Source organism: Micromonospora sp. CA-240977, assembly GCF_050942285.1.
Classification (GTDB): Bacteria; Actinomycetota; Actinomycetes; order Mycobacteriales; family Micromonosporaceae; genus Micromonospora.
This window is the reverse complement of sequence record NZ_CP192055.1, coordinates 4,104,826-4,124,932: the sequence shown is the minus strand read 5'-3', so window position 1 is coordinate 4,124,932 and position 20,107 is coordinate 4,104,826. Positions and strand designations below refer to the sequence as shown.

The following is a 20,107-nucleotide window of genomic DNA, read 5'->3' as shown; positions in this document are numbered from 1 at the left end:
GTGGCCCGCCGGCACGGTCGTGGTTCGCGGGCATGGGGTGGTCCGCAGGCATGGGGGGCGGTTCGCCGGCATGGCCGTGGTCCGCTTGTCGCCGCGGGCACGCAGCCCCCGGCTGACCGCGACGAACGGGCTGCCCCGCTGATGGGGCAGCTCGACAGGCATTCGACAGACACACCGCACCCCACCCGCCGCGAACCGGTGTGCGCTGGATCGTCCCGGTCAGAACTCCTGGTACATGACGTGCAGACCGACCCGGCCGAGGGTGGGATGGCGGAACGCCCCGGGCACCGTGCCGACCACCGCGAAGCCCTCCCGCCGGTACAGCTCGACCGCCGACCGGTTGCTCTCGACGACGGCGTTGAACTGCATGCCGGCGTACCCCCGCTGGCGGGCCCAGGTCAGGGCGTCGCGGCACAGCGCGGTGCCCACGCCCCGGCCCCGCGCGTCGGCGGCGACCATGAAACTGGCGGTGGACACGTGCGCGCCCGGCCCGGGTCGGTTGGTGCCCATCTTCGCGGTGCCGAGCACCCGCTCGCCGTCGACAGCGACGACGGTCCGGCCCGGCGGCGCCTCCGCCCACATGCCGTACGCCGCGTCGGCGGTCATCGCCGGGTCGTAGGGGAAGGTCTCCCGAGCCCGGATCACCTCCTCGATGATCGACCACACCTGGGACCAGTCCTCCGCCACGAAATCCCGAATTCGCACGTCGAGCAGGGTACGAGCGGCGAACCGGCCGGACAACGGGAATTGCGTCAGCCCGCGAGCGCGTCGAGTTCCGCGTCCAGCAGCGCCGCGAGCCGGGCGTGCCGCTGCGGATGGCTGCTCGGGGTCATGCCACGGCTGGGCATCTCCACCGTCATCAGCAGGTACAGGTGCAGCCGGTAGAGGCCGAGCCGGCGGCGCGCCGAGGCGTCCAGCACCAGTGGTGTGCCGGCGGCGCTGCGGTAGCCGCGCAGCAGCGGATGCTCCGGCTCGTCCTCGACGCGCCGGAAGAGCAGCGGTGAGACCAGGTCCAGCAGCGGGTCGCCGTAGAGGAACCGTTCGCCGTCGACCAGGCCGCACAGCCGGAGCCGACCCTCCCGGTCGGGCGCGGCCAGCACGTTGCCGTCCCAGCAGTCGAAGTGCAGCAGCGCCGGTCGGCGTACCTCGTCCAACGCGTCGGCGTGCCGTCCCACAAGCGTGCGCAGGCGATCCGGGGTCACCGGCAGTGCCACGTTCCAGTCGGTCGCGTCGGCGAGCAGCGCGTCGAGCATCGCCGTGAACGCCGCCCGCCAGGTCGTCCCGCCGGCCCGGTCGTCGTCGTACCCGAACCGGTCGCCGGTGACCCGGTGCAAGCCGGCGAGGGCGACGCCGAGGTCGTACCGCGCCGGGCCGTCGTCGACCGCGACGCCGGCCCCGGCCAGCTCGGACAGGGACCGGCCGGGCAGCAACGCGGTGACCAACCACTCGCCGTACGCGGGGTCGGCGCCGTGCCACAACACCGGCGGTACGGGCACCTGCGGGGCGTGTTCCGCGACGAGGCGGAAGTATCGCGCCTCGGCGGCGCAGAGTCCCCGTTCGTAGCGCAGCAGCGGTGTCCCGGCCGGCGGGGCGAGCTTCAGCACCACCTTGCGGTCGTCGTCGAGGCGTGCCCACCAGACCGTCGCGTATCCGCCGCCCGTCAGCGGTCCGGCGTCCCGGACCCGGGTGTGCGGGCCGAACGACGCGCGGACCAGGTACGCCACGTCGTCGCTGGTGAGCAGACGCTGCGTCGGACTGACGCCGGTCACGAGGCGGAGTCGCCCCGTCGAGCGCGCGGCGCGGAGCCGGCGCTCACGCGGGCGGCGAGCGGGACGGGACCGGCGGTGTCCCTGCGGACCAGTTCGGCGGGGAGCACCTCGACCCGCGGGGCCGCGACCTCCGCGCCGAGCACCAGGGACATCGCCCGGACTCCCATGTCGACAAGCGGCAGCCGCACGGTGGTCAGCGCCGGGGTGACGTCCCGGGCGATCGGCATGTCGTCGAACCCCACCACGGAGACCTGCTGTGGCACGGCCAGCCCACGTGCCCGCAGGGTGGCCAGCGCCCCGATGGCCATGGAGTCGTTGAGGGCCACGATCGCGGTCAGCTCCGGGTCGGCGTCGAGCAGTCGGGCGGTCGCCTCGGCGCCGCCGTCGCGGTCGAACTCGGCGTAGCGGATGCGCCGTTCCGGCAGGTCCCGGCCCTGCTCGGTGAGGGCCTGCCGCAGGCCGGCCAGGCGATCGGTCGTGGTGGTCAGGATGCGCGGACCGGCGACCACACCGATCACCCGGTGCCCCAGTCCGCACAGCTCCCGTCCGGCGAGGTAGCCGCCGGCCCGGTTGTCCGGCATCACCGCGTCGCCGGAGTGCTCGTGCCGACCGATCACCGCCACCCGCCCGCCGGTGGCCTCGTACGCGGCGAGCTTCTCGTTGAGCTGCCTGGTGAAGGCCTCGTCGTGGTAACCGGATCCGGCCAGGATCAGCGCCGCCACCTGGTGGCCGCGCAGCAGCTCCACGTACTCCAGCTCGCGGTCCGGATCCCGGTAGCTGTTGCAGATCATCAGCAGCCGGCCCCGGTCGGTGGCGACGCGTTGCAGGCCGCGGGTGATCTCGGCGAAGTACGGGTCGGAGACGTCGTGCACGATCACGCCGACCGCGCTGCGGTGCGAGCGGGCCAACAGTTGGGCGTGGGCGTTCGGCACGTACTGCAACTCGGCGACGGCGGCGAGCACCCGCTCGCGCAGCTCGTCGGTCACCGGTTTGCTGCTGCCGTTGATCACCCGGGAGGCGGTGGCGGGGGAGACGCCCGCTCGGCGTGCCACATCGGACAGGGTCGCCATGGCCCGCCCCCCTCGGTCTGTTGACGGCGTTTCGCCGTGCCGGCTAGCGTCACGGTACCGCAGAGAAAGCCCTTTCCCGCAGGGAGGCCCGGCCATGTCCGACCGCTTCGCGGCCCCGCTGCCCGGCGGGATCGGGGTGTCCCGGCTACGCGTCTACGACACCGTCGCCCCGGACGGCCTGGTCGGCGGCACCCCGCACGTCCACCTCTGCTGCACGGAGGGGTACGTGGTGACCGACGGCGAGGGCGCGGTGCAGACCCTGACCACCGCCGGTTTTCGGGAAACGCCCCTGCGCCCGGGCGCGGTGGTCTGGTTCGAGCCGGGCACCGTGCACCGCCTGGTCAACGGCGGCGGGCTGACCATCGTGGTGCTCATGCAGAACAGCGGCCTGCCCGAGGCCGGCGACGCGGTGCTGACCTTCCCGCCCGACGTGCTTGCCGACCCGGCCGCGTACGCCGCCGCGGCGGCGCTGCCGGACGGGGGAGCGCCGGGCGCGGACGTGCGGGCCGCGTACCGCCGACGTGATCTCGCGGTGACCGGCTTCCAGGCGCTGCGGTCCGGCGGGCCGACGGCGCTGGCCGCCTTCCACGCCGCCGCTGTCGCCCTGCGTCAGCCGCTGCTGGCGCGGTGGCGGCAGCGGTGGGCGGCCGGCGCGGGTCGGGCCGCCACCGGCACCGGCGTCCACCTCGACGCCCTGGAGCGGGGGGATGCCCGCCACCTGGGCGAGGCCGGGGTGTACGCGGTGGACGAGCCGATCGAGCGGGGTCGGCTGGGCATGTGCGGCCTGCTCGACACCTATCCGGCGGCGAGCTGACGTCGCGGACGCGCGCTGACGTTACCGACGCGCGCTGATCCACTCGGTTTCCTTGAAGGCGCGGTCTCCGAGGGGTGGGGAAGGCCCGGTTTCCAGGAAGTCGAGTCAATTTTGGAGGGACGCCGGTGTGCTGGCCCGGCAATCGGTGAATAGATCAAGGAAAGGCCTTGCCCGGCATCGAGGGGCCGCCTACAGTCCAGGAAAGCGTTTGCCTGATCCGCCGACCGGCCCGGTCCACGGGTGCCGTGCCGGGCCCCGAGGAGGTTCCGCGTGACCGAGAACTCTTTGGACACGGCGGGCCGGCAGGCCGCCGCCGACCAGGCGAGCGGCGCACAGGCGGCCGCCGCCGCGTCTGGGCCCACGTCCGCGTCCGGTCCTGGGCCTGCGTCCTCGTCCGGGTCGGCGTCCTCGCCCGGGCCCGCTGACGCGACGGACGTCGTCGACGGCTCGACACCGTCCACGGTGGCCGCGTCGCGACCCGGCACCGGGGGCCGCCCACCCCGCCCGACGCTCGGCCGCCGGGCGCTGACCCTCGCCGACTCGCTCTGGCGCCCGGCGCTGGTGCTCGCGGTCTTCTTCGCCGTCTGGTGGTTCGTGGCCGCCCGGGAGTACGTCCCGAACTACCTGGTGCCCACGCCCGGCCAGGTCTGGGAGACGATGACCGGCCAGTGGTCCGAGTTGGCCCGACACACAATGGTCACCCTCTACGAGACGGTGCTCGGCTTCGTGCTGGCCGCCGCGCTGGGGCTGGCCACCGCTGTCGCCATCGCCTACTCGCGCACCCTGGACAAGGCGCTCTACCCGATCGTCCTCTTCGCACAGGTCATCCCGAAGATCGCCATCGCGCCGCTGCTGGTGGTCTGGTTCGGCCTCGGTCTCACCCCGAAGATCATCCTGGCGGTGCTCATCGCGTTCTTCCCGGTGGTCATCTCCGGTGTGGCCGGGCTGCGCTCCACCGACCCGGAGCTGCTCGACCTGGCCGCCACCATGGGTGCCGGGCCGTGGCGCACCTTCCGCAAGATCCGCTTTCCGAACGCGTTGCCGCACCTGATGGCCGGCCTGAAGGTGGCCGTCACCCTCGCGGTGGTCGGCGCCGTGGTCGGCGAGTTCGTCGGCGCCAGCGAAGGGCTCGGCTACGTCCTGTTGCTGGCCAACGGCAACCTCGACGCCCCGCTGCTGTTCGCCGACCTGATCCTGATGTCCGCCATCGGCATCGTCCTGTTCGTCCTGGTCGAGATCGCCGAGGCACTGCTCATCCCGTGGCACGCCAGCCGCCGCGCCGGCGTGTCCCTCACCACCTCCTGACCGACCCCATCACGGAGGCACCGATGAAACGCACCGCCACCACCATCCTGGCCACCGCCGCCCTGCTCCTCACCGCCGCCGGCTGCGGCGGGGACGACTCCGCCGGCAAGACCGGCGCCGACGGCAGCAAGCAGGTCACCCTCACCCTCAACTGGGTCCCCTACGGCGAGCACGCGCCGTTCTACTACGGCCTGCAGAAGGGCTACTACTCCGCCGAGGGCATCGACCTCAAGATCCTGCCCGGCAACGGCTCCGGCAACACTGTCAAGCAGGTCGCGCAGAAGCAGACCGACTTCGGCTGGGCCGACAGCCCGGTGCTGCTCAAGTCGGTGGCCAGCGGCATGCCGGTGCGCAGCCTCGGCGCGTACCTGGAGAAGGGCCCCTCCTCGGTGGAGTTCTTCACCGAGGAGGGGATCAAGACCCCGGCCGACCTCAAGGGCAAGACCGTCGGCGGCACACCCGGCGACGCCCTGTACGCGACCTTCCCGGCCTGGCTGGAGAAGAACGGCGTCAAGCAGAGCGACGTCAAGGTGGTCAACGTGGACGCCGCCGGCAAGATCGCCGCCCTGGCCGAAGGCAAGGTCGACGCCATCATGGGCTTCTTCCACGACCAGGCGCCCACCATCGAGAGCAAGACCGGCAAGAAGGTGGACGTGCTGCTCTTCGCCGACTACGGGATGAACCTGCTCGGCACCGGCCTGATCGCCAACACCCAGACCCTGCAGAAGGACCCGGAGCTGGCCCGCAAGTTCGTCCGGGCCACCCAGAAGTCCTGGGCCGACGCCGCCCGCGATCCGGCCGGCGCGGTGGGCGCGATGACCGCGCTCGCCGAGAACGAGCCAGCGCCCGAGGTGCTCACCAAGCAGCTCACCCTGGTCCTGCCGCTGCTCGGCAGCGAGGGGCCGGCCGGGGTGAACACCGAGGCCCAGTGGACCGAGACCATCGACCTGATGTCCCGCTACGCGGAGCTGAAGGACCCGGGCGCGCCGAAGGCGTACTGGGACTCCTCGTACGCGGCCCAGGGGTGACCCGGTGACCGCCGCACCCACCGCCACCGGCGCCGCCATCGGAATGTCCGGGGTGACCGTCCGGTTCACCACCCGGCGGTCGCAGACCACCGCGCTCGACGACGTGTCGCTGGACATCGAGCCGGGGGAGTTCGTCACGATCGTCGGCCCGTCCGGCTGCGGCAAGTCCACCCTGCTGAAGATCGTCGCCGGCCTGGTCAAGCCCACAAGCGGCGAGGTGTCGCTGCTGGAACGCCCGGTCCGCGGCCCGCAGAAGGACATCGGCTTCGTCTTCCAGAAGGCCGCGCTGTTGGAGTGGCGCGGCGCTCGGGCCAACATCCTGCTGCAGGCCGAGATGCGGGGCATGGACCGGGCGCAGGCGGCCCGCCGGGCGGACCAGCTGATCGAGATGACCGGGCTGACCGGCTTCGAGAAGGCGCTGCCCCACGAGCTGTCCGGCGGCATGCAGCAGCGGGTGGCGCTGTGTCGCGCGTTGCTGCACTCCCCGCCGGTGCTGCTGATGGACGAACCGTTCGGCGCCCTGGACGCGCTGACCCGGGAGCAGATGAACGCCGAACTGCACCGGATCTGGCAGGAGACCGGCACCACTGTCGTGCTTGTCACCCACTCCATCGCCGAGGCGGTCTTCCTCGGCACCCGGGTCGTGGTGATGAGCCCCCGGCCCGGCCGGATCATCCGCATCTCCCCGGTCGAGTTGCCGGCGCACCGCGACTACGCGCAGGTGATGTCGGACTCCCGCTTCGACCGGCTCGCCACCGACCTGCGTGGGTTGCTCGGCAGCGCGGCCGCCAACCACTGAGCGCGGATCGGCACGACCAGCACGACGGAAGGAACACCATGACCCGCAGGTCGATCGGCATCATCGTCAACGGCGTGACCGGACGGATGGGCTACCGGCAGCACCTCGTGCGCTCGCTGCTGGCCATCCGCGAGTCCGGCGGTGTGACGGTGGCCGACGGCACGACCATCTGGCCGGAACCGGTCCTGGTCGGGCGCAACGAGACGAAGCTCCGGGAACTCGCCGAACGGCACGGGCTCACCGACTGGACGACCGACCTGACCTCGGCGCTGGCCCGCGACGACGTCGAGATCTACTTCGACGCCCAGGTCACCCAGCAGCGGGAGAAGGCGATCCGGCAGGCCATCGAGGCCGGCAAACACATCTACACGGAGAAGCCCCTCGCCGAGGACACCGCCGCCGCGCTCGACCTGGCGCGGGCGGCGGACGCGGCCGGCGTCCGCACCGGCGTCGTCCAGGACAAGCTCTTCCTGCCCGGTCTGCGCAAGCTCAAGCGCCTGATCGACGGCGGCTTCTTCGGCCGGATCCTCTCGGTGCGCGGCGAGTTCGGCTACTGGGTGTTCGAGGGCGACTGGCAGCCCGCCCAACGTCCGTCGTGGAACTACCGGGCCGAGGACGGCGGCGGCATCACCTCCGACATGTTCCCGCACTGGCACTACGTGCTGGAGGAGCTGTTCGGTCGGGTCGCCGCCGTCTCCTGCGTGACCGCCACCCACATTCCCGAGCGGGTCGACGAGGCCGGCCACGGGTATCAGGCCACCGCCGACGACGCCGCGTACGCCGTCTTCGAACTCGACGGAGGGATCATCGCGCAGATCAACTCGTCCTGGGGTGTGCGGGTGTACCGCGACGAGCTTGTGGAGTTCCAGGTCGACGGCACCGAGGGCAGCGCGGTGGCCGGGTTGCGCAACTGCCGGGTGCAGCACCGGGCGGTCACGCCGAAGCCGGTGTGGAACCCGGACCTGCCGGCCACCGAGGACTTCCGGGCCCAGTGGGTCGAGGTGCCCGACAACGAGGAGTTCGACAACGGCTTCAAGGTGCAGTGGGAGGCGTACCTGCGGCACGTCGTGGCCGGTGAGCCGTTCCGGTGGGACTTCCTGGCCGGCGCGCGCGGCGTCCAACTCGCCGAGCTGGGGCTGCGCTCGGCCCGCGAGGGCCGTCGCGTCGAGGTGCCGGAGCTGCGCTCGTGAGCGTCGAGGTGGCGCTGCCGGGCGGGCGACGGCACCGGCTGGCCGGGGGGAGCGGCTTCGCCCGGCCGGACGCGCCGGCGAGCAGCCGGATCGCGTACGCCGCCGCGCACGTGGTCGCCGACCCGACCGCGGAGAACGTGCCGGGCGCCCCGGCGGCGGTGGACTGGGACACCACTCTCGCGTTCCGGCGGCACCTGTGGTCGTACGGCTTGGGGGTCGCCGAGGCGATGGACACCGCCCAGCGGGGGATGGGGCTGGACTATCCGGCCACCCGGGAGCTGATCCGTCGCAGCGCCGCCGAGGCCCGCGCGGTCGGCGGGCGGATCGTCGCCGGCGTCGGCACGGACCAGCTACCGCCCGATGCGGCCACCCTGGCGGCGGTCACCGCCGCGTACACCGAGCAGCTCGGCGACGTCCGCGCGGCCGGCGCCCGGCCGGTGCTGATGTGCAGCCGGCACCTGGCCGCCGCCGCCCGCGGCCCGCAGGACTACCTCCGGGTGTACGACGAGCTGCTGAGCGCCGCCGACGAGCCGGTGGTGCTGCACTGGCTCGGCCCGATGTTCGATCCGGCGTTGACCGGTTACTGGGGTGCGGTCGACCTGGACGTGGCCGCCGACACGGTCACCGAGCTGATCAAGGCGCACGAGTCCAAGGTGGACGGGATCAAGGTGTCGTTGCTGGACGCCGGGCGGGAGGTGGCGCTGCGCCGCAGGTTGCCCGCCGGGGTGCGCCTCTACACCGGTGACGACTTCCACTACCCGCAGTTGATCCGGGGTGACGAGCTGGGGCACTCGGATGCGCTGCTCGGGGTGTTCGCGGCCATCGCGCCGGCCGCCGCCGCCGCGTTGGCGGCCCTGGACCGGGGGGACCTGGCCGCGTACGCCGAGATCTTCGCGCCGACGGTGCCACTGGCCCGGCACCTGTTCGCGGCGCCGACCTGGCACTACAAGACCGGGATCGTGTTCCTGGCCTGGCTGGCCGGGCACCAGGACCACTTCACGATGGTCGGTGGCGCGCAGTCCGGCCGGTCCCCGGCGCACCTGGCGACCCTGCTGGTCCTTGCCGACGCGGCCGGGTTGCTGCCGGACGCCGACCTGGCCGCCTCCCGGGCGCGCGCGTTCTTCACGGTGGCGGGGGTGGCCCAGTGAGCACCGGAGCGGTGAGCCTCGCGCGGTTCTCGTTCAACCAGGCCACCGCCCAGCGGTGGCCACTGCCCGACGTGGTGGCCGGTTGCGTCGCCGCCGGGGTGCCGGGCATCGGGCTGTGGCGCGAGCCGGTCGCCGAGTACGGGTTGGCCCGGTCGGCGAAGCTGGTCCGCGACGCCGGCCTCACGGTCACCTCGTTGTGCCGGGGCGGGTTCTTCTCCGCCGACGACTGGCGGGCGGACAATCTGCGGGCCATCGAGGAGGCGGCGACGCTGGGCGCCCCCGAGTTGGTGCTGGTCTCCGGTGGGTTGCCGCCCGGCAGCCGGGACCTCGACGGCGCGCGCCGCCGGGTCGCCGACGCGATCGGAGAGTTGGCGCCGCACGCGGCGGCGGCCGGGGTGCGGCTGGCGATCGAGCCGCTGCACCCGATGTTCGCCGCCGACCGCTGCGTGATCGCGACCCTCGGCCAGGCGCTGGACATCGCCGAGCGGTTCGACCCGACGGTGGTCGGCGTGGTCGTGGACGCGTACCACGTCTGGTGGGACGACACGGTGTACGCGCAGATCGAGCGGGCCGGGCCACGGATCGCCGCGTTCCAGGTCTGCGACTGGGTGACGCCGCTGCCGGAGGGGGTGCTGCTCGGTCGGGCGCTGCCCGGCGACGGCTGCATCGAGTTGCGTCGGCTGCGCGAGGCGGTGGACGCGGCCGGGTACGCCGGCCCGATCGAGGTGGAGGTCTTCTCCGCCGAGGTGTGGGCGCGTCCGGGCGCCGAGGTGTTGGACGCGGCGCTGACCGGCTACCTGCGCCACGTTGTCTGAGCCGCTCGACCGGCGGTGGCCGGAGGCGGTCGGCGCGTGGCTGGGCATCGGGACCGCGCCCGCCACCCTGGTGCTGGGCGCGGCGATGGCGGCCCGGCACGGCGGTGCGGTGCCGGTGGCCGGGCTGTTGCTCGGTGGGGCGCTGATGGCGGGGCTGCTCTGGGGGCAGGGCCGGATCGGTCTGCGCCGGCCGCTCGGTGACGGCGGGACGCTGACCGCGGTGCTGCCCGCGTACCTGGGGAACACCTCGCGTCTGCTGCTGGCGGCGGTGCTGACCGTGTCGATGGTCGGCTGGAACGGGTTCAACGTCGGGCTCGGCGGTGCGTCCCTTGCCGCGTTGGCACAGCTGCCGGGCTGGGCGGGGCCGGTGCTGTTGGAGGTGGCTGTCCTCGCCGTCTCCTGGGGGCCGGCCCGGCTGGGCAACCGGGTCGCGGTGGTCACCACGCTGAGCGCGGTGGTGCTGGTCGGGTGGTGCCTGATCGCGCTGCCGCCGCCCGGCGCGCCGGTCCGGCTCGCCGCCGGTGGTCTCGGCGACGCCGCCGCGCTGATCGGGTACGCGGCGGTGTTCGCGCTGCGCGCGCCGGACTTCAGCGTCGGCCTGGCCCGGCGGCGGGACCTGGTCTGGTGCGTGGGGCTGCTGATCGGCCCGGCGCTGCTCGGTGTGCTCGCCGGTGCCGGCCTGTGGCTGCGCACCGGCTCGGCGGACGTGGTCGCGCTGCTCGCCGCCGGGTCGGGGCTGGCCGCGTACGCGAATCTGTTCGTCGCGGTGGCGGTCTTCGCCGCGGCGCTGACCACCACGTACTCCGGTGCGTTGGCGATGCGCGGCCTGCTGCCGCGGGTGCCGGCCCCGGTGTCGATGCTCGCCGTCGCGGTGCTCGGCGGAGTGCTGGCGGTGGCGCGTTTCGACCGCCTCGTGCTGCCCTGGCTGACGGTGCTGGCCGCCGCGCTGCCGGTGCTGGTGGTGCCGATGGCGACCGAGGCCGCGGCGCGGCGGCGCGGTCGTGCGCCGCGGACAGTGCCCGCCTGGTGCTGGATGCCGCCGGCGGTGCTCGCGGTGGCCTGCACGCTCGCCGGGATCGGCGTCGCGCCGCTGCTCGGGCTGGCGCTGGCCGGGGCGGGCACGCTGCTCTGGCGCCGGCGGGAAAACGCGGCTCTAGCTGGCGCCTGAATGGGTGAATTCTCTACCGGGTGGCGTGCGAGCCGGAACTGACAGGGGCTCGACCGGGCTGGCGACCTTGGCCGCCCTACTCGGCTGGCCGACCCGGAGCGCGCGAGCCGTACGCCGGACCGAACACCACAAGCAGCGCCAGATCCTCGGTCACCTCGTCGAACCGGTGTTCCTCACCAGCCGGCACGAAGATCACCGAACCCGGGCCCACCTCGGCCGCGCCGTCCGGGGTCACGACCCGCGCCCGCCCCGTGGTGACCACGTAGATCTCATCCTCGGTGTGCGGGCTCTGACCGTCGCGGCCGCCCGCCGGAATGCAGTACGTCCCCACCGACAGGTCCGGCACTCTCAGCTGTTCGACCCAGTCGTTGGCGGCCCCGGCGGGCGCGGTCCACCGGCCCGCGCCTTCGATGATCAGCATGGCGGAAGCCTAGTGCCGCAACGGCAGCAGCAGAACCGCCGTCGGGACGCTGCGTGATCGCCGCCCGCAGCAGGGCGCCGGATGTCCACCGACCGGTACCGGGGAAACATGATCTAGGCGTGGCCGACGGAACGTGATCTTATACGCACCAGCGATCCGTAACACCGCGCAAACCATCGATTAACCGTCGGCGGCTTAGGTGGGGGAGCGCTCCCATGAGCGGATCGTGATCGAGGAACAGCTCCACAAGGGAGCCATCGAAAGGAGCCTCGTGGCTACAGGCACGAGCGGAAACAGGCGGCGACGACTGGCGATACCGACGCTGGTCGTCGCGCTGATCACCGGCACCACCGGGGTTGCGGGATCGGCGTCGGCCGCCCCCGGCGGGGCGTCGGGCAGCGGCACCGGCGGCTACTTCACCACCGGGCAGGACAAGAAGGTCACCCTGACCGACGGGGCCGATCGTCGACCCGACGGCCGGAACGCGGCAGGCCAACGGGCCGCGACGGACGCGACAGGCGCCGGCATGTACGTCGTCGAGCTGGCCGAGGAGCCGCTGACCGCGTACGCCGGCGGTGTGTCCGGGCTGGCGCGCACCCGTCCGGAGGCGGGCCACCGGCTGGACGTGACGTCGGCACCCTCGCGGGCCTACCGGGGACACCTCGACACGCAGCGCACGGCAGTCGCCGCCGCCGCCGGGGTCACCGTCAACGCCGCGTACACCACCGCCTTCAACGGGTTCTCCGCGAAGCTGACCGCCGAGCAGGCGGCCGCCCTGCGGGCGGACAAGCGCGTTCGCGCGGTGACCGCCTCGCGGGCCCTCGGCACCAGGACGCCGCCGCCCTCGGCGCCGTCGACCGCGCCGACCCCCGGCGCTCCGGCCGCCGCCGCCCCGGCCACGCCGGAGCAACCCCCTGCGGGAGGTCCCGCCGGCAAGCCGGTCAAGCCCGGCCCCGGCACGGGCGCGGGCATGGTGATCGGCGTCCTGGACACCGGCATCTGGCCGGAGAGCGCGTCGTTCGCCAAGAAGATGGCGGCCCCCGCGACCTGGCACGGCACCTGCCAGACCGGTGTCGCCTTCGTGGCCGAGCACTGCAACGGCAAGATCGTCGGTGCCCGGTACTTCGCCGACACGTGGCTCGCGGGCGGCGGCTCGGTGCCCGAGGGTGAGGTGTTGTCTCCCCGCGACATGGCCGGGCACGGCACGCACACCGCGTCCACGGCGGCCGGTCTGCCGATTCCGAACGTCACCATCGACGGTCGGGGCTTCGGCCCCGTCTCCGGGGTGGCGCCGGACGCCCAGATCGCCGTCTACAAGGTGCTCTGGGGCGGCATGGGCTTCGACGCCGACATCATCGCCGGCATCGACGCCGCCGTCGCCGACGGCGTGCAGGTCCTGAACTTCTCGATCGGCAGCGACCTCGGCGACTGGGAGGCCAACACCCCCATCGGCATCGCCTTCCTCAACGCCACGCTGGCCGGAGTCTTCGTCGCGGCGTCGGCCGGCAACACCGGCATCGTGAGCGGGGCGATCAGCAACGCGGCGCCGTGGGTGACCACTGTCGGCGCGGCGGTGACCAACCTCGACGAGGCGACCGTCAAGCTGGGCGACGGCACGAAGCTCGTGGGCGGCTCCCTGGACGCACTGCCCGGCGGAGACTCGCTGCCGATGGTCTTCGGTGAGCAGGCCGGGTCACCGGACCTGGGTGCGGTCTACTGCGAACCGGGCAGCCTCGACGCGGCCAAGATCAAGGGCAAGGTGGTCGCCTGCGCGCTGTCCGACATGTTCGGCTCGGCCGCCGAGATCAAGGCCAAGGGCGGCGCGGCGATGGTGGTGTTCGAGCCGGCCGGCAACTACCGGATCAACTCGATCTTCAATTTCCCGGTCGTCTACCTGCCGACCGAGAAGCAGGCCGGCACGCTGTTCAACTACCTGATGCGCCACCCGACCGACGCGCGGGTGTCCCTGCGCAGCGGCGGTGACGGCTCCAGCGTCCCCGGCGTGCCAAGCGTCGCGGACTTCTCCTCCACCGGCCCGGACAAGGTGACCCTCGGCGTCCTGAAGCCGGACCTGGTCGCGCCGGGTTCGGACATCATCGCCGCGGTCTCACCAGCAGGCAACTTCGGGCGGAACTACGACGCGTACTCGGGCACCTCGATGGCCTCGCCGTACGTGGCCGGCGCCGCCGCGGTGCTGCGTGCCGCGCACCCGGAATGGTCACCGGGCGCGGTCGCCTCGGCGCTGCGGACCACCGCGACCGACACGGTCGGCACCACCAGTCCGCTCGACCAGGGCAGCGGTTTCATCAACCTGGCCGGGGCCACCGACCCCGGCCTGGTCATCCAGCCGGCCGCGGCGGACCTGGTCGCGTTCAGCGAGACGGCCGTGCCGGACGGCAAGGAGCTCAACCTGCCGGCCATCTCATTGCGCGAGTACGACGGGACCCGCCCGGTGACGCTCACCCGCACCCTGACCAACGTGGGCAAGGTGAAGGAGACCTACCGCTCGTCGGTGTCCGGCCTGCCCGGCATGAAGGTCACAGTGACGCCGGCGTCGGTGACGCTGGCGCCCGGCACGTCCGCGACCGTGACCATCACGCTGCGTCGGGGCAGCGCGCCCTGGGACCGGTACGTGACCGGGTCGATCGCCTGGCGCGGCAAGGCCCACAGCGCCCGGATCCCGGTCGCCGCCCGGCCGTGGGGGATCATGCCCCGGCCGTACGGTGACGACGGGGAGGAGTTCGGCCGGATGACCAGCGGGGTGTCCGGCTCGATCCAGCCCGGCTTCACCGGACCGCTCGCCGGTCGCAGCACCGGGTACACGCCGATGCAGCGCGCGTCGTACTCGATGCCGGCCGGCGTCTACGGCGGCGTGTTCGACCCGGAAGCCACCGGGGTGAAGAAGTTCGACTTCACGGTGCCGGCGAACACCGCCGGCATCATCGTCGACGCCAACACCGACGACCCGAACACGAACCTGGACCTGTACCTGTACAAGGGCGACACCCTGATCTACAGCAGTGACAGGTTCTGGACCAGCGCGGAGCAGGCGTACAAGTTCCTGCCCGAGCCGGGGCGCTACACCGCGTACGTGTTCGCGCAGTACCCGGGCAGTCCGGTCGTCGACTTCCAGTTCGGTCACGCGATCATCGGGCAGAACGCGAAGTATGCGGGTGCCGCGTTGACGCTCCCCGCCACCGCGGAGCGCGGTGCGACGCAGGGATTCACGCTGAAGCCGAACAAGCCGCTGCCCGAGGGCGACTTCTGGTCGTACACCGAGTTGAGCACCAACGGCACGGCCATCCCTGGAAACCTTGTCTACACGCAGCAGAGCGCCTGGGAGTAAGCACCATCGACGGTGGGGCGGTGCCGACCGGCGCCGCCCCACCCAGACATCCTTCCTGGCAATCTTGGACAGTTTCCGTTCGGGCCGAACGGAAACTGTCCAAGATCTGTTCTGCCGGCTCCCGTCCGGGCCGCGCGGTGGCGGGCGGGGGTACGCCGCGTCCGCCACCGCTCGACGGTCAGGTGACAGTGATTGTCAGGTTGATCGAGCGGGTCTCGCCGCTGCTGTAGGTGGTCGTCACCCGGGCGGTGAAGGTCCCCCTGCGGTTGTAGGTGTGCGTCGTCGACCGCACTGTCGCCCCGTGCGTGCTGGCGCTGTTGTCACCGAAGTCCCACGCGTAGTCGGTGATGCTCTGCCCGGCCGGCGCTGCCGCGGTGGCGGTGAGCGTGGTGGTGAGCGTTCCGGTGCCGCTGGCCGGGTTGGCGGCGAGGGACAACGTCCCGCCCGGTTCCTGTTTGACCCCGGCCCCGTTGAACCGCAGCCAGTCCAGCGAGAGCAGGTCCGGGGTGCCGCCGACCTGGGCGGCGTTGACGAACTTCGCGTACAGCGTGGTGGTGCCGGCCGGCTTGTTGGTGAGCGTGACGGTGGGGGAGACCAGGTTGTCCCACCCGCCGGTCGAGGCGATGGTGGCCGAGCCGATCAGAGTGCCGGTGGGTGAGCCGGTGCGCAGCTCGACGGTGCCGCCGAGCCCGCCGTTTGTCACCCCGAGCGTCACCGAGCCGATGTTGCGCAGGTCCACCGGCCCGTACGCCGCCCAGTCGTTGTGGTCGACCTCGCCGAGCCGCTTGCCGGCGCGGGCGGTGGCCCGGTCGTTCACGACGAGGCCGGACTGGGCGCTGAAGTGCTCGGCCTCCTTGCTCTTCGGCTGCAACTGCACCCGGGTCGAGCCGGTCAGTGCCGGTACGCCGCCCGCCGCGCCGCCGTCGGTGTACTGCGCGGTGACCAGGGTGTAGAGGTTCTGCCCCGGCCCGTGTCCGTCACCCGCGTCGGCCTCGGTGGCGAGCAACCCCGAGCAGCCGGTGTAGACGTCCAGCGGGTGGGCGTGCGAGTCGTGGCCGAGCTGCGTCTGCACCGTCACCTTGGCGCAGTCGATGCTGGTCTCCTCCGGGTCGGTGACCGTCACCGTGTACGGGATCTTGTCGCCGAAGTCGAAGAACCCACCGTCGGGCACCGTGATGGTCACCGTGGGCCGGGTGTTGCCGACCACCACGTCGGTGACCGCTGTGGCGGTCAACCCGTTGCCGCCGTTGCGCACGGTCAGCCGGGCGGTGTGCTTCCCGGCCGTCGAGTAGGTGAAGCTCGGGTTGGCGGCGGTCGAATCGGTGCTGCCGTCGTTTGTGAAGTCCCAGGCGTAGCTGAGCGTCGACCCGTCACCGGCTGTCGATCCGGCCGACGAGAACGTCACAGCGAGCGGTGTGCGTCCGCTGTCCGGGGTGGCGGCGATCTTCGCGGTCGGGGGCCGCCCGTTGGCGACGTAGTCGATCCGGTAGATGCCGGCGCCGGCGTTGCTGCCGCCGCGACCGCTGCCGGTGCCCTCGCCGAAGTCGATGACGTAGAGCGACCCGTCGGGGCCGAACTCCGCCTCGAACGGCTGGATCCAGCTCATGTTGTCGAAGATCCCGTTGATCGACTGGAGATCACCGACGGCGGTCGGGCCGAAGCGGGAGTTGCTGAAGGTCTGCGCCGTCTGGTGGATCGAGAGCGTCTTGAACCACCTCCGGGTGAACTCGTACGTGATCCACTTGCCGTCGAAGTACTCCGGGAACTTCGTGGTGCGGGTGTTGGCCGGGTCGTAGTCGTAGACCGGCCCGCTCATCGGCCCACCACCGCCGGTGCCCAGCTCGGGGAACTGGGTCGAGGCCGAGTACGCGTACCAGACCAGTGCCGACCTCGACGCCGGCAGAGTGGTCAGGCCCGTGTTGTTGGGGGAGTTGTTCACCGGTGCGGCGCAGTTGAACTTCGCCCCGGAGGTGCTTGTGGCGAAGTTGTAGTCGGTGAACGGGATGTTGTTGCCGACGCAGTACGGCCAGCCGTAGTTGCCGGCGCCGGTGATCCGGTTGAACTCGACAGTCCCCTCCGGACCCCGGTTCGGGTCGGCGGCGCGAGCGTCCGGGCCGTAGTCGCCGACCAGTACGGCGTTTGTCTGCGGCTCGATGGTGATCCGGAACGGGTTGCGCATGCCCATCGCGTAGATCTCCGGCCGGGTCTTCGCGGTGCCGGGCGCGAAGAGGTTGCCGCTCGGGACGGTGTACGTACCGTCGGCCTGCGGGGTGATTCGCAGGATCTTGCCGCGCAGGTCGTTGGTGTTGCCGGCGGTGCCCTGCGCGTCCCAGGCGGCCCGACCGGAACGCTCGTCGATGGGGGTGTAGCCGCTGGAGCCGAACGGGTCGGTGTTGTCGCCGATCCCCGCGTAGAGCCGCCCGGCCGCGTCCATGGCCAGCGAGCCGCCCATGTGCGAGTTGGCCCGGCCCTCACCCCGGTAGGTGGGGATGGTGAGCAGGCGTTTCTCCGAGGAGAGCGCGACGCTGTTGCTGGCGACGGTGAACCGGGACAGGTTGAGCTGTTTCAGGGTCTTGTCCGACCAGAGCAGGTAGACCCAGCCGTTGCTGGCGAAGTTGCGGTCCAGGGTCATCCCGAGCAGCCCGTCGGACTGGTCGGTCATCGCCGAGGTGTACGCGAAGTCCAGCAGCGTGGTGACCTGGAGGGTGTCGGAGTCGACCACCTTCAACGCGCCGGTGCGCTGGATGTAGTAGACCTTGCGGTCCGGGGCGACGGCCAGCTCGAACGGGTCGGCGAGGTTCTCGGTGACCAGCCCCACCCGCTCGAAGTTGCCGGTCTTGGTGGCCGAGCAGTCACCGGCGACCGCGCCGGCCGCCCACTCGATGCCGTAGCGCAGGTGCTCCAGGAACGTCGGCGTGCTGAACTGGGAGCTGGCGTGCCCACCGGCGGTGAACCAGGACCGGCCGCCGTCGTAGCGCTGACACCAGGAGTACGCGTGGTCGACGCCCTCGTCCAGGCCGCTGATCCCGTCGCGCACCTTGATCTGCGCGAGGGTGTGCACGTTGCCGGTCGGGTTGGTCCGCCAGTTGTACCACTCCTCGCTCTGCTCCCAGAGCTCCGGCAGGTTACGCGTGGAGGGGTGCGCCCGGTCGAGCACCTTGACCCGGCCGGGGAAGGTGCCGCCGGTGGCCGAGAAGTCGGGGTGGTAGTCGAAGATCGTGCCGACCAGCCCTTCGTACCACGGCCAGTCGCGTTCGCTGGCCGAGGCGGCGTGCAGGCCGGCCCAGCCGCCGCCGTTGCGGATGAAGGTCTGCAACGCGGCCCGCTGGCTGGCGTTGAGCAGGTCGCCCGAGGTCGGGAGCGAGTTGGTGTTGTTGAAGACCAGGGCGTCGAAGGTGGCCAGGTTGGCGTCGGTGAACGCGGCCGCGTCGGTGGTGGCGACGACCTCGAAGTTGTGCGCCGTGCCGAGCTGCTGGATCGCGGCGATGCCGGCCGGGATCGAGTCGTGGTAGAAGTTGGTGATCTTGGAGAAGACCAGCACCCGGAAGCGGGGGGCGGCCTCGGCGGGCAGGGCGGTGGTGGTGCTCACCACGGTGGCGATGGCGAGCAGGATGAGGCAGAACGCGCGGAGGTGTCGGGGCATGGGGGCGCTCCCTGTCGGACGGTGAGGGTCGGAAAGCGCTTTCTCGCTGCCCGCATCACGGTACTGACAGCCAGTGATGACCGTCAATAGCGCTAGGTAAGCGGTTTCCTGTTCCGGTCGCGACACGCGTCGGCGAACCACGCCCGCCTGTCGCCTGCCGAGTCTCTTGATCCACCGGTGCGTCTGGTCGAGAATCGGCGCCGTGGCAGACGGGGATTCTTCGCAGGGCTGGGTCCAGGTGCTGGGCCACCTCGACCGGCAGGTGTCCTCCGGTCAGCTCTCGCCGGACACGGCGACGTTGTCCGACCTGATGAGCGTCTACCAGGTGCCGGGGGTCAGCATCGCCGTCGGTCACCTGAGCGGGTGGGTGTGGGCGGCCGGGTACGGCGTCACGGGTGGCGAGACGTCGACGGCGGTGACCGAGCGTACGACGTTCGCGGCCTGTTCGATCAGCAAGCATGTCGCCGCGTTCGGCGCGCTGCGGCTGGTCCAGGACGGCGTCCTCGACCTGGACACCGACGTCCGCGAATACCTCACGTCGTGGCAACTGCGCGACCGCGCGGGCCGGCAACCAGTGGTCACCGTACGACAGTTGCTGGCGCACACGGCGGGCCTGTCCGACACCTGGTACCGCGGCTACGGCGCGGATCGCGCCCCGTCGCTGGTGCAGGTTTTGGAGGGCAGCGGCCCGACGACCACCGCGCCGGTACGGTCGACAGTGTTGCCGGGCAGCCGTTTCCGTTACTCGGGCAGCCACTACTCCGTCCTCGAGCAGTTGATTGTGGACGCGACCGGGATGCCGTTCGAGGACCTCATGCGGACTCTGGTGCTGGACCCGGTGGCCATGGCCGACAGCAGCTTCGACCAGCGGTTTCCGCACCAGCGACAGCAGGTGGTGGCGCGCGGCCATCACCTCGGTGGCACCGGGGTCCCCGGCGGGTGGCGGGCGCAACCGGAGACGGCCGCGGCCGGGCTGTGGAGCACCCCGACCGACCTGCTCCGGCTCGACCTCGAAATCGCCCGAGCGGTCTCGGGGAGTTCGAAGCTGCTCGGCCGCGACCTGGCCACCCAGATGTGGACACCGCAGCTTCCGGGCGCCTCCTACGGGCTCGGCACCGAGATCGACGAGCGCGCCGGGCATCGGCGTTTCGGGCACACCGGGATGAACGTCGGGTACACCTGCTTCTCCTTCGTGTGGCCGGACACCGGCACCGCGGTCGCGGCGATGACGAACTCCGACGACGGCTGGGAGCTGCTGAGCAGCATCCGCGTCGCCGCGGACCGTCGGTACGCCACCAGGCTCACCACCGCACCCGTCGGCGACGTGTCGGGTCACTACGTCCTGCGCGACGACTATCCGATCGACATCGCGGTCACCGACGGTCAGCTGATCTTCTCCGCCGCTGCCCAGCAACCGGTGGCGCTGGTGGCCGGCCCGGACGGTAACTACCTCCACCCCGGACTCGATCTGGAGATGCGGTTCGTGCCGGCCGACGACCAGCCGCACGTCCTGGAACTGCGGCAGGAAGGAGTCACGCAAACCGCGACACGATCCACCGCTGCGCCCCACTGACAGCGGCGAACAGCAACT

At 71.9% G+C, this 20,107-nt stretch carries 15 protein-coding genes; 10 read left to right on the top strand and 5 right to left on the bottom strand.

The genetic code is table 11. The features are described 5' to 3' along the window. Positions 1 to 219: 219 nt before the first annotated feature. Genes ACQPWW_RS19110 through ACQPWW_RS19100 form a run of 3 tightly spaced genes read right to left on the bottom strand, consistent with a single transcriptional unit; the run spans position 220 to position 2,839 of the window. A complete protein-coding gene (locus ACQPWW_RS19110) occupies positions 220 to 705 on the bottom strand; it encodes an N-acetyltransferase family protein (RefSeq protein WP_433124363.1) in 486 nt (161 codons plus the stop codon). 47 nt (positions 706 to 752) lie between these two features. Then, positions 753 to 1,769, bottom strand: coding sequence for a phosphotransferase family protein (locus tag ACQPWW_RS19105; RefSeq protein ID WP_433124362.1), 1,017 nt, complete (start codon positions 1,767 to 1,769; stop codon positions 753 to 755). Beyond that, the gene (locus tag ACQPWW_RS19100; RefSeq protein WP_433124361.1) at positions 1,766 to 2,839 is read right to left on the bottom strand and encodes a LacI family DNA-binding transcriptional regulator; all 1,074 of its coding nucleotides are present in this window, start codon (positions 2,837 to 2,839) and stop codon (positions 1,766 to 1,768) included. Before ACQPWW_RS19100 ends, ACQPWW_RS19105 begins: the two co-directional genes overlap by 4 nt. A gap of 94 nt (positions 2,840 to 2,933) precedes the next feature. On the opposite strand from ACQPWW_RS19100, the gene ACQPWW_RS19095 reads away from it, so the two are divergent. The 8 genes from ACQPWW_RS19095 (at position 2,934) to ACQPWW_RS19060 (ending at position 11,106) form a co-directional block, all read left to right on the top strand. After that, on the top strand, positions 2,934 to 3,653 hold the full coding sequence (locus ACQPWW_RS19095) for a cupin domain-containing protein (RefSeq protein WP_433124360.1): 720 nt from the start codon (positions 2,934 to 2,936) through the stop codon (positions 3,651 to 3,653). Between the two features lie 270 nt (positions 3,654 to 3,923). Beyond that, a complete protein-coding gene (locus ACQPWW_RS19090; RefSeq protein ID WP_433124359.1) occupies positions 3,924 to 4,958 on the top strand; it encodes an ABC transporter permease in 1,035 nt (344 codons plus the stop codon). Positions 4,959 to 4,981: 23 nt separating this feature from the next. Further along, positions 4,982 to 5,986 carry an ABC transporter substrate-binding protein gene (locus ACQPWW_RS19085; RefSeq protein ID WP_433124358.1) on the top strand — a complete coding sequence of 335 codons (1,005 nt, stop codon included), beginning with the start codon at positions 4,982 to 4,984 and terminating at the stop codon, positions 5,984 to 5,986. A 43-nt stretch (positions 5,987 to 6,029) separates the two neighbouring features. Next, positions 6,030 to 6,785, top strand: a complete 756-nt coding sequence (locus ACQPWW_RS19080; protein ID WP_433134427.1) for an ABC transporter ATP-binding protein — start codon at positions 6,030 to 6,032, stop codon at positions 6,783 to 6,785. Positions 6,786 to 6,823: 38 nt separating this feature from the next. Beyond that, positions 6,824 to 7,975, top strand: a complete 1,152-nt coding sequence (locus ACQPWW_RS19075) for a Gfo/Idh/MocA family protein (RefSeq protein ID WP_433124357.1) — start codon at positions 6,824 to 6,826, stop codon at positions 7,973 to 7,975. Beyond that, the gene (locus ACQPWW_RS19070) at positions 7,972 to 9,123 is read left to right on the top strand and encodes a dihydrodipicolinate synthase family protein (RefSeq protein ID WP_433124355.1); all 1,152 of its coding nucleotides are present in this window, start codon (positions 7,972 to 7,974) and stop codon (positions 9,121 to 9,123) included. Before ACQPWW_RS19075 ends, ACQPWW_RS19070 begins: the two co-directional genes overlap by 4 nt. Then, a complete protein-coding gene (locus ACQPWW_RS19065) occupies positions 9,120 to 9,938 on the top strand; it encodes a sugar phosphate isomerase/epimerase family protein (RefSeq protein WP_433124354.1) in 819 nt (272 codons plus the stop codon). Before ACQPWW_RS19070 ends, ACQPWW_RS19065 begins: the two co-directional genes overlap by 4 nt. Continuing rightward, entirely contained in the window at positions 9,931 to 11,106 is a 1,176-nt protein-coding gene (locus tag ACQPWW_RS19060) for a hypothetical protein (protein WP_433124353.1), read from the top strand. The genes ACQPWW_RS19065 and ACQPWW_RS19060 overlap by 8 nt, the downstream gene beginning before the upstream one ends. Positions 11,107 to 11,182: 76 nt before the next feature. Here ACQPWW_RS19060 and ACQPWW_RS19055 read toward each other — a convergent pair whose 3' ends face one another. Beyond that, positions 11,183 to 11,527, bottom strand: coding sequence for a cupin domain-containing protein (locus ACQPWW_RS19055; protein WP_433124351.1), 345 nt, complete (start codon positions 11,525 to 11,527; stop codon positions 11,183 to 11,185). A gap of 271 nt (positions 11,528 to 11,798) precedes the next feature. Between ACQPWW_RS19055 and ACQPWW_RS19050 the strand changes: the two genes are divergently transcribed. Beyond that, positions 11,799 to 14,873: a S8 family serine peptidase gene (locus ACQPWW_RS19050; RefSeq protein WP_433124350.1), complete on the top strand. Its 3,075-nt coding sequence runs from the start codon at positions 11,799 to 11,801 to the stop codon at positions 14,871 to 14,873. 178 nt (positions 14,874 to 15,051) lie between these two features. On the opposite strand, the gene ACQPWW_RS19045 is transcribed toward ACQPWW_RS19050, so the two are convergent. After that, a complete protein-coding gene (locus ACQPWW_RS19045) occupies positions 15,052 to 18,516 on the bottom strand; it encodes a ThuA domain-containing protein (RefSeq protein ID WP_433124349.1) in 3,465 nt (1,154 codons plus the stop codon). A 202-nt stretch (positions 18,517 to 18,718) separates the two neighbouring features. On the opposite strand from ACQPWW_RS19045, the gene ACQPWW_RS19040 reads away from it, so the two are divergent. After that, complete coding sequence (locus ACQPWW_RS19040) at positions 18,719 to 20,089, top strand: serine hydrolase domain-containing protein (protein WP_433124347.1); 1,371 nt, start codon at positions 18,719 to 18,721, stop codon at positions 20,087 to 20,089. Positions 20,090 to 20,107 lie beyond the last annotated feature (18 nt).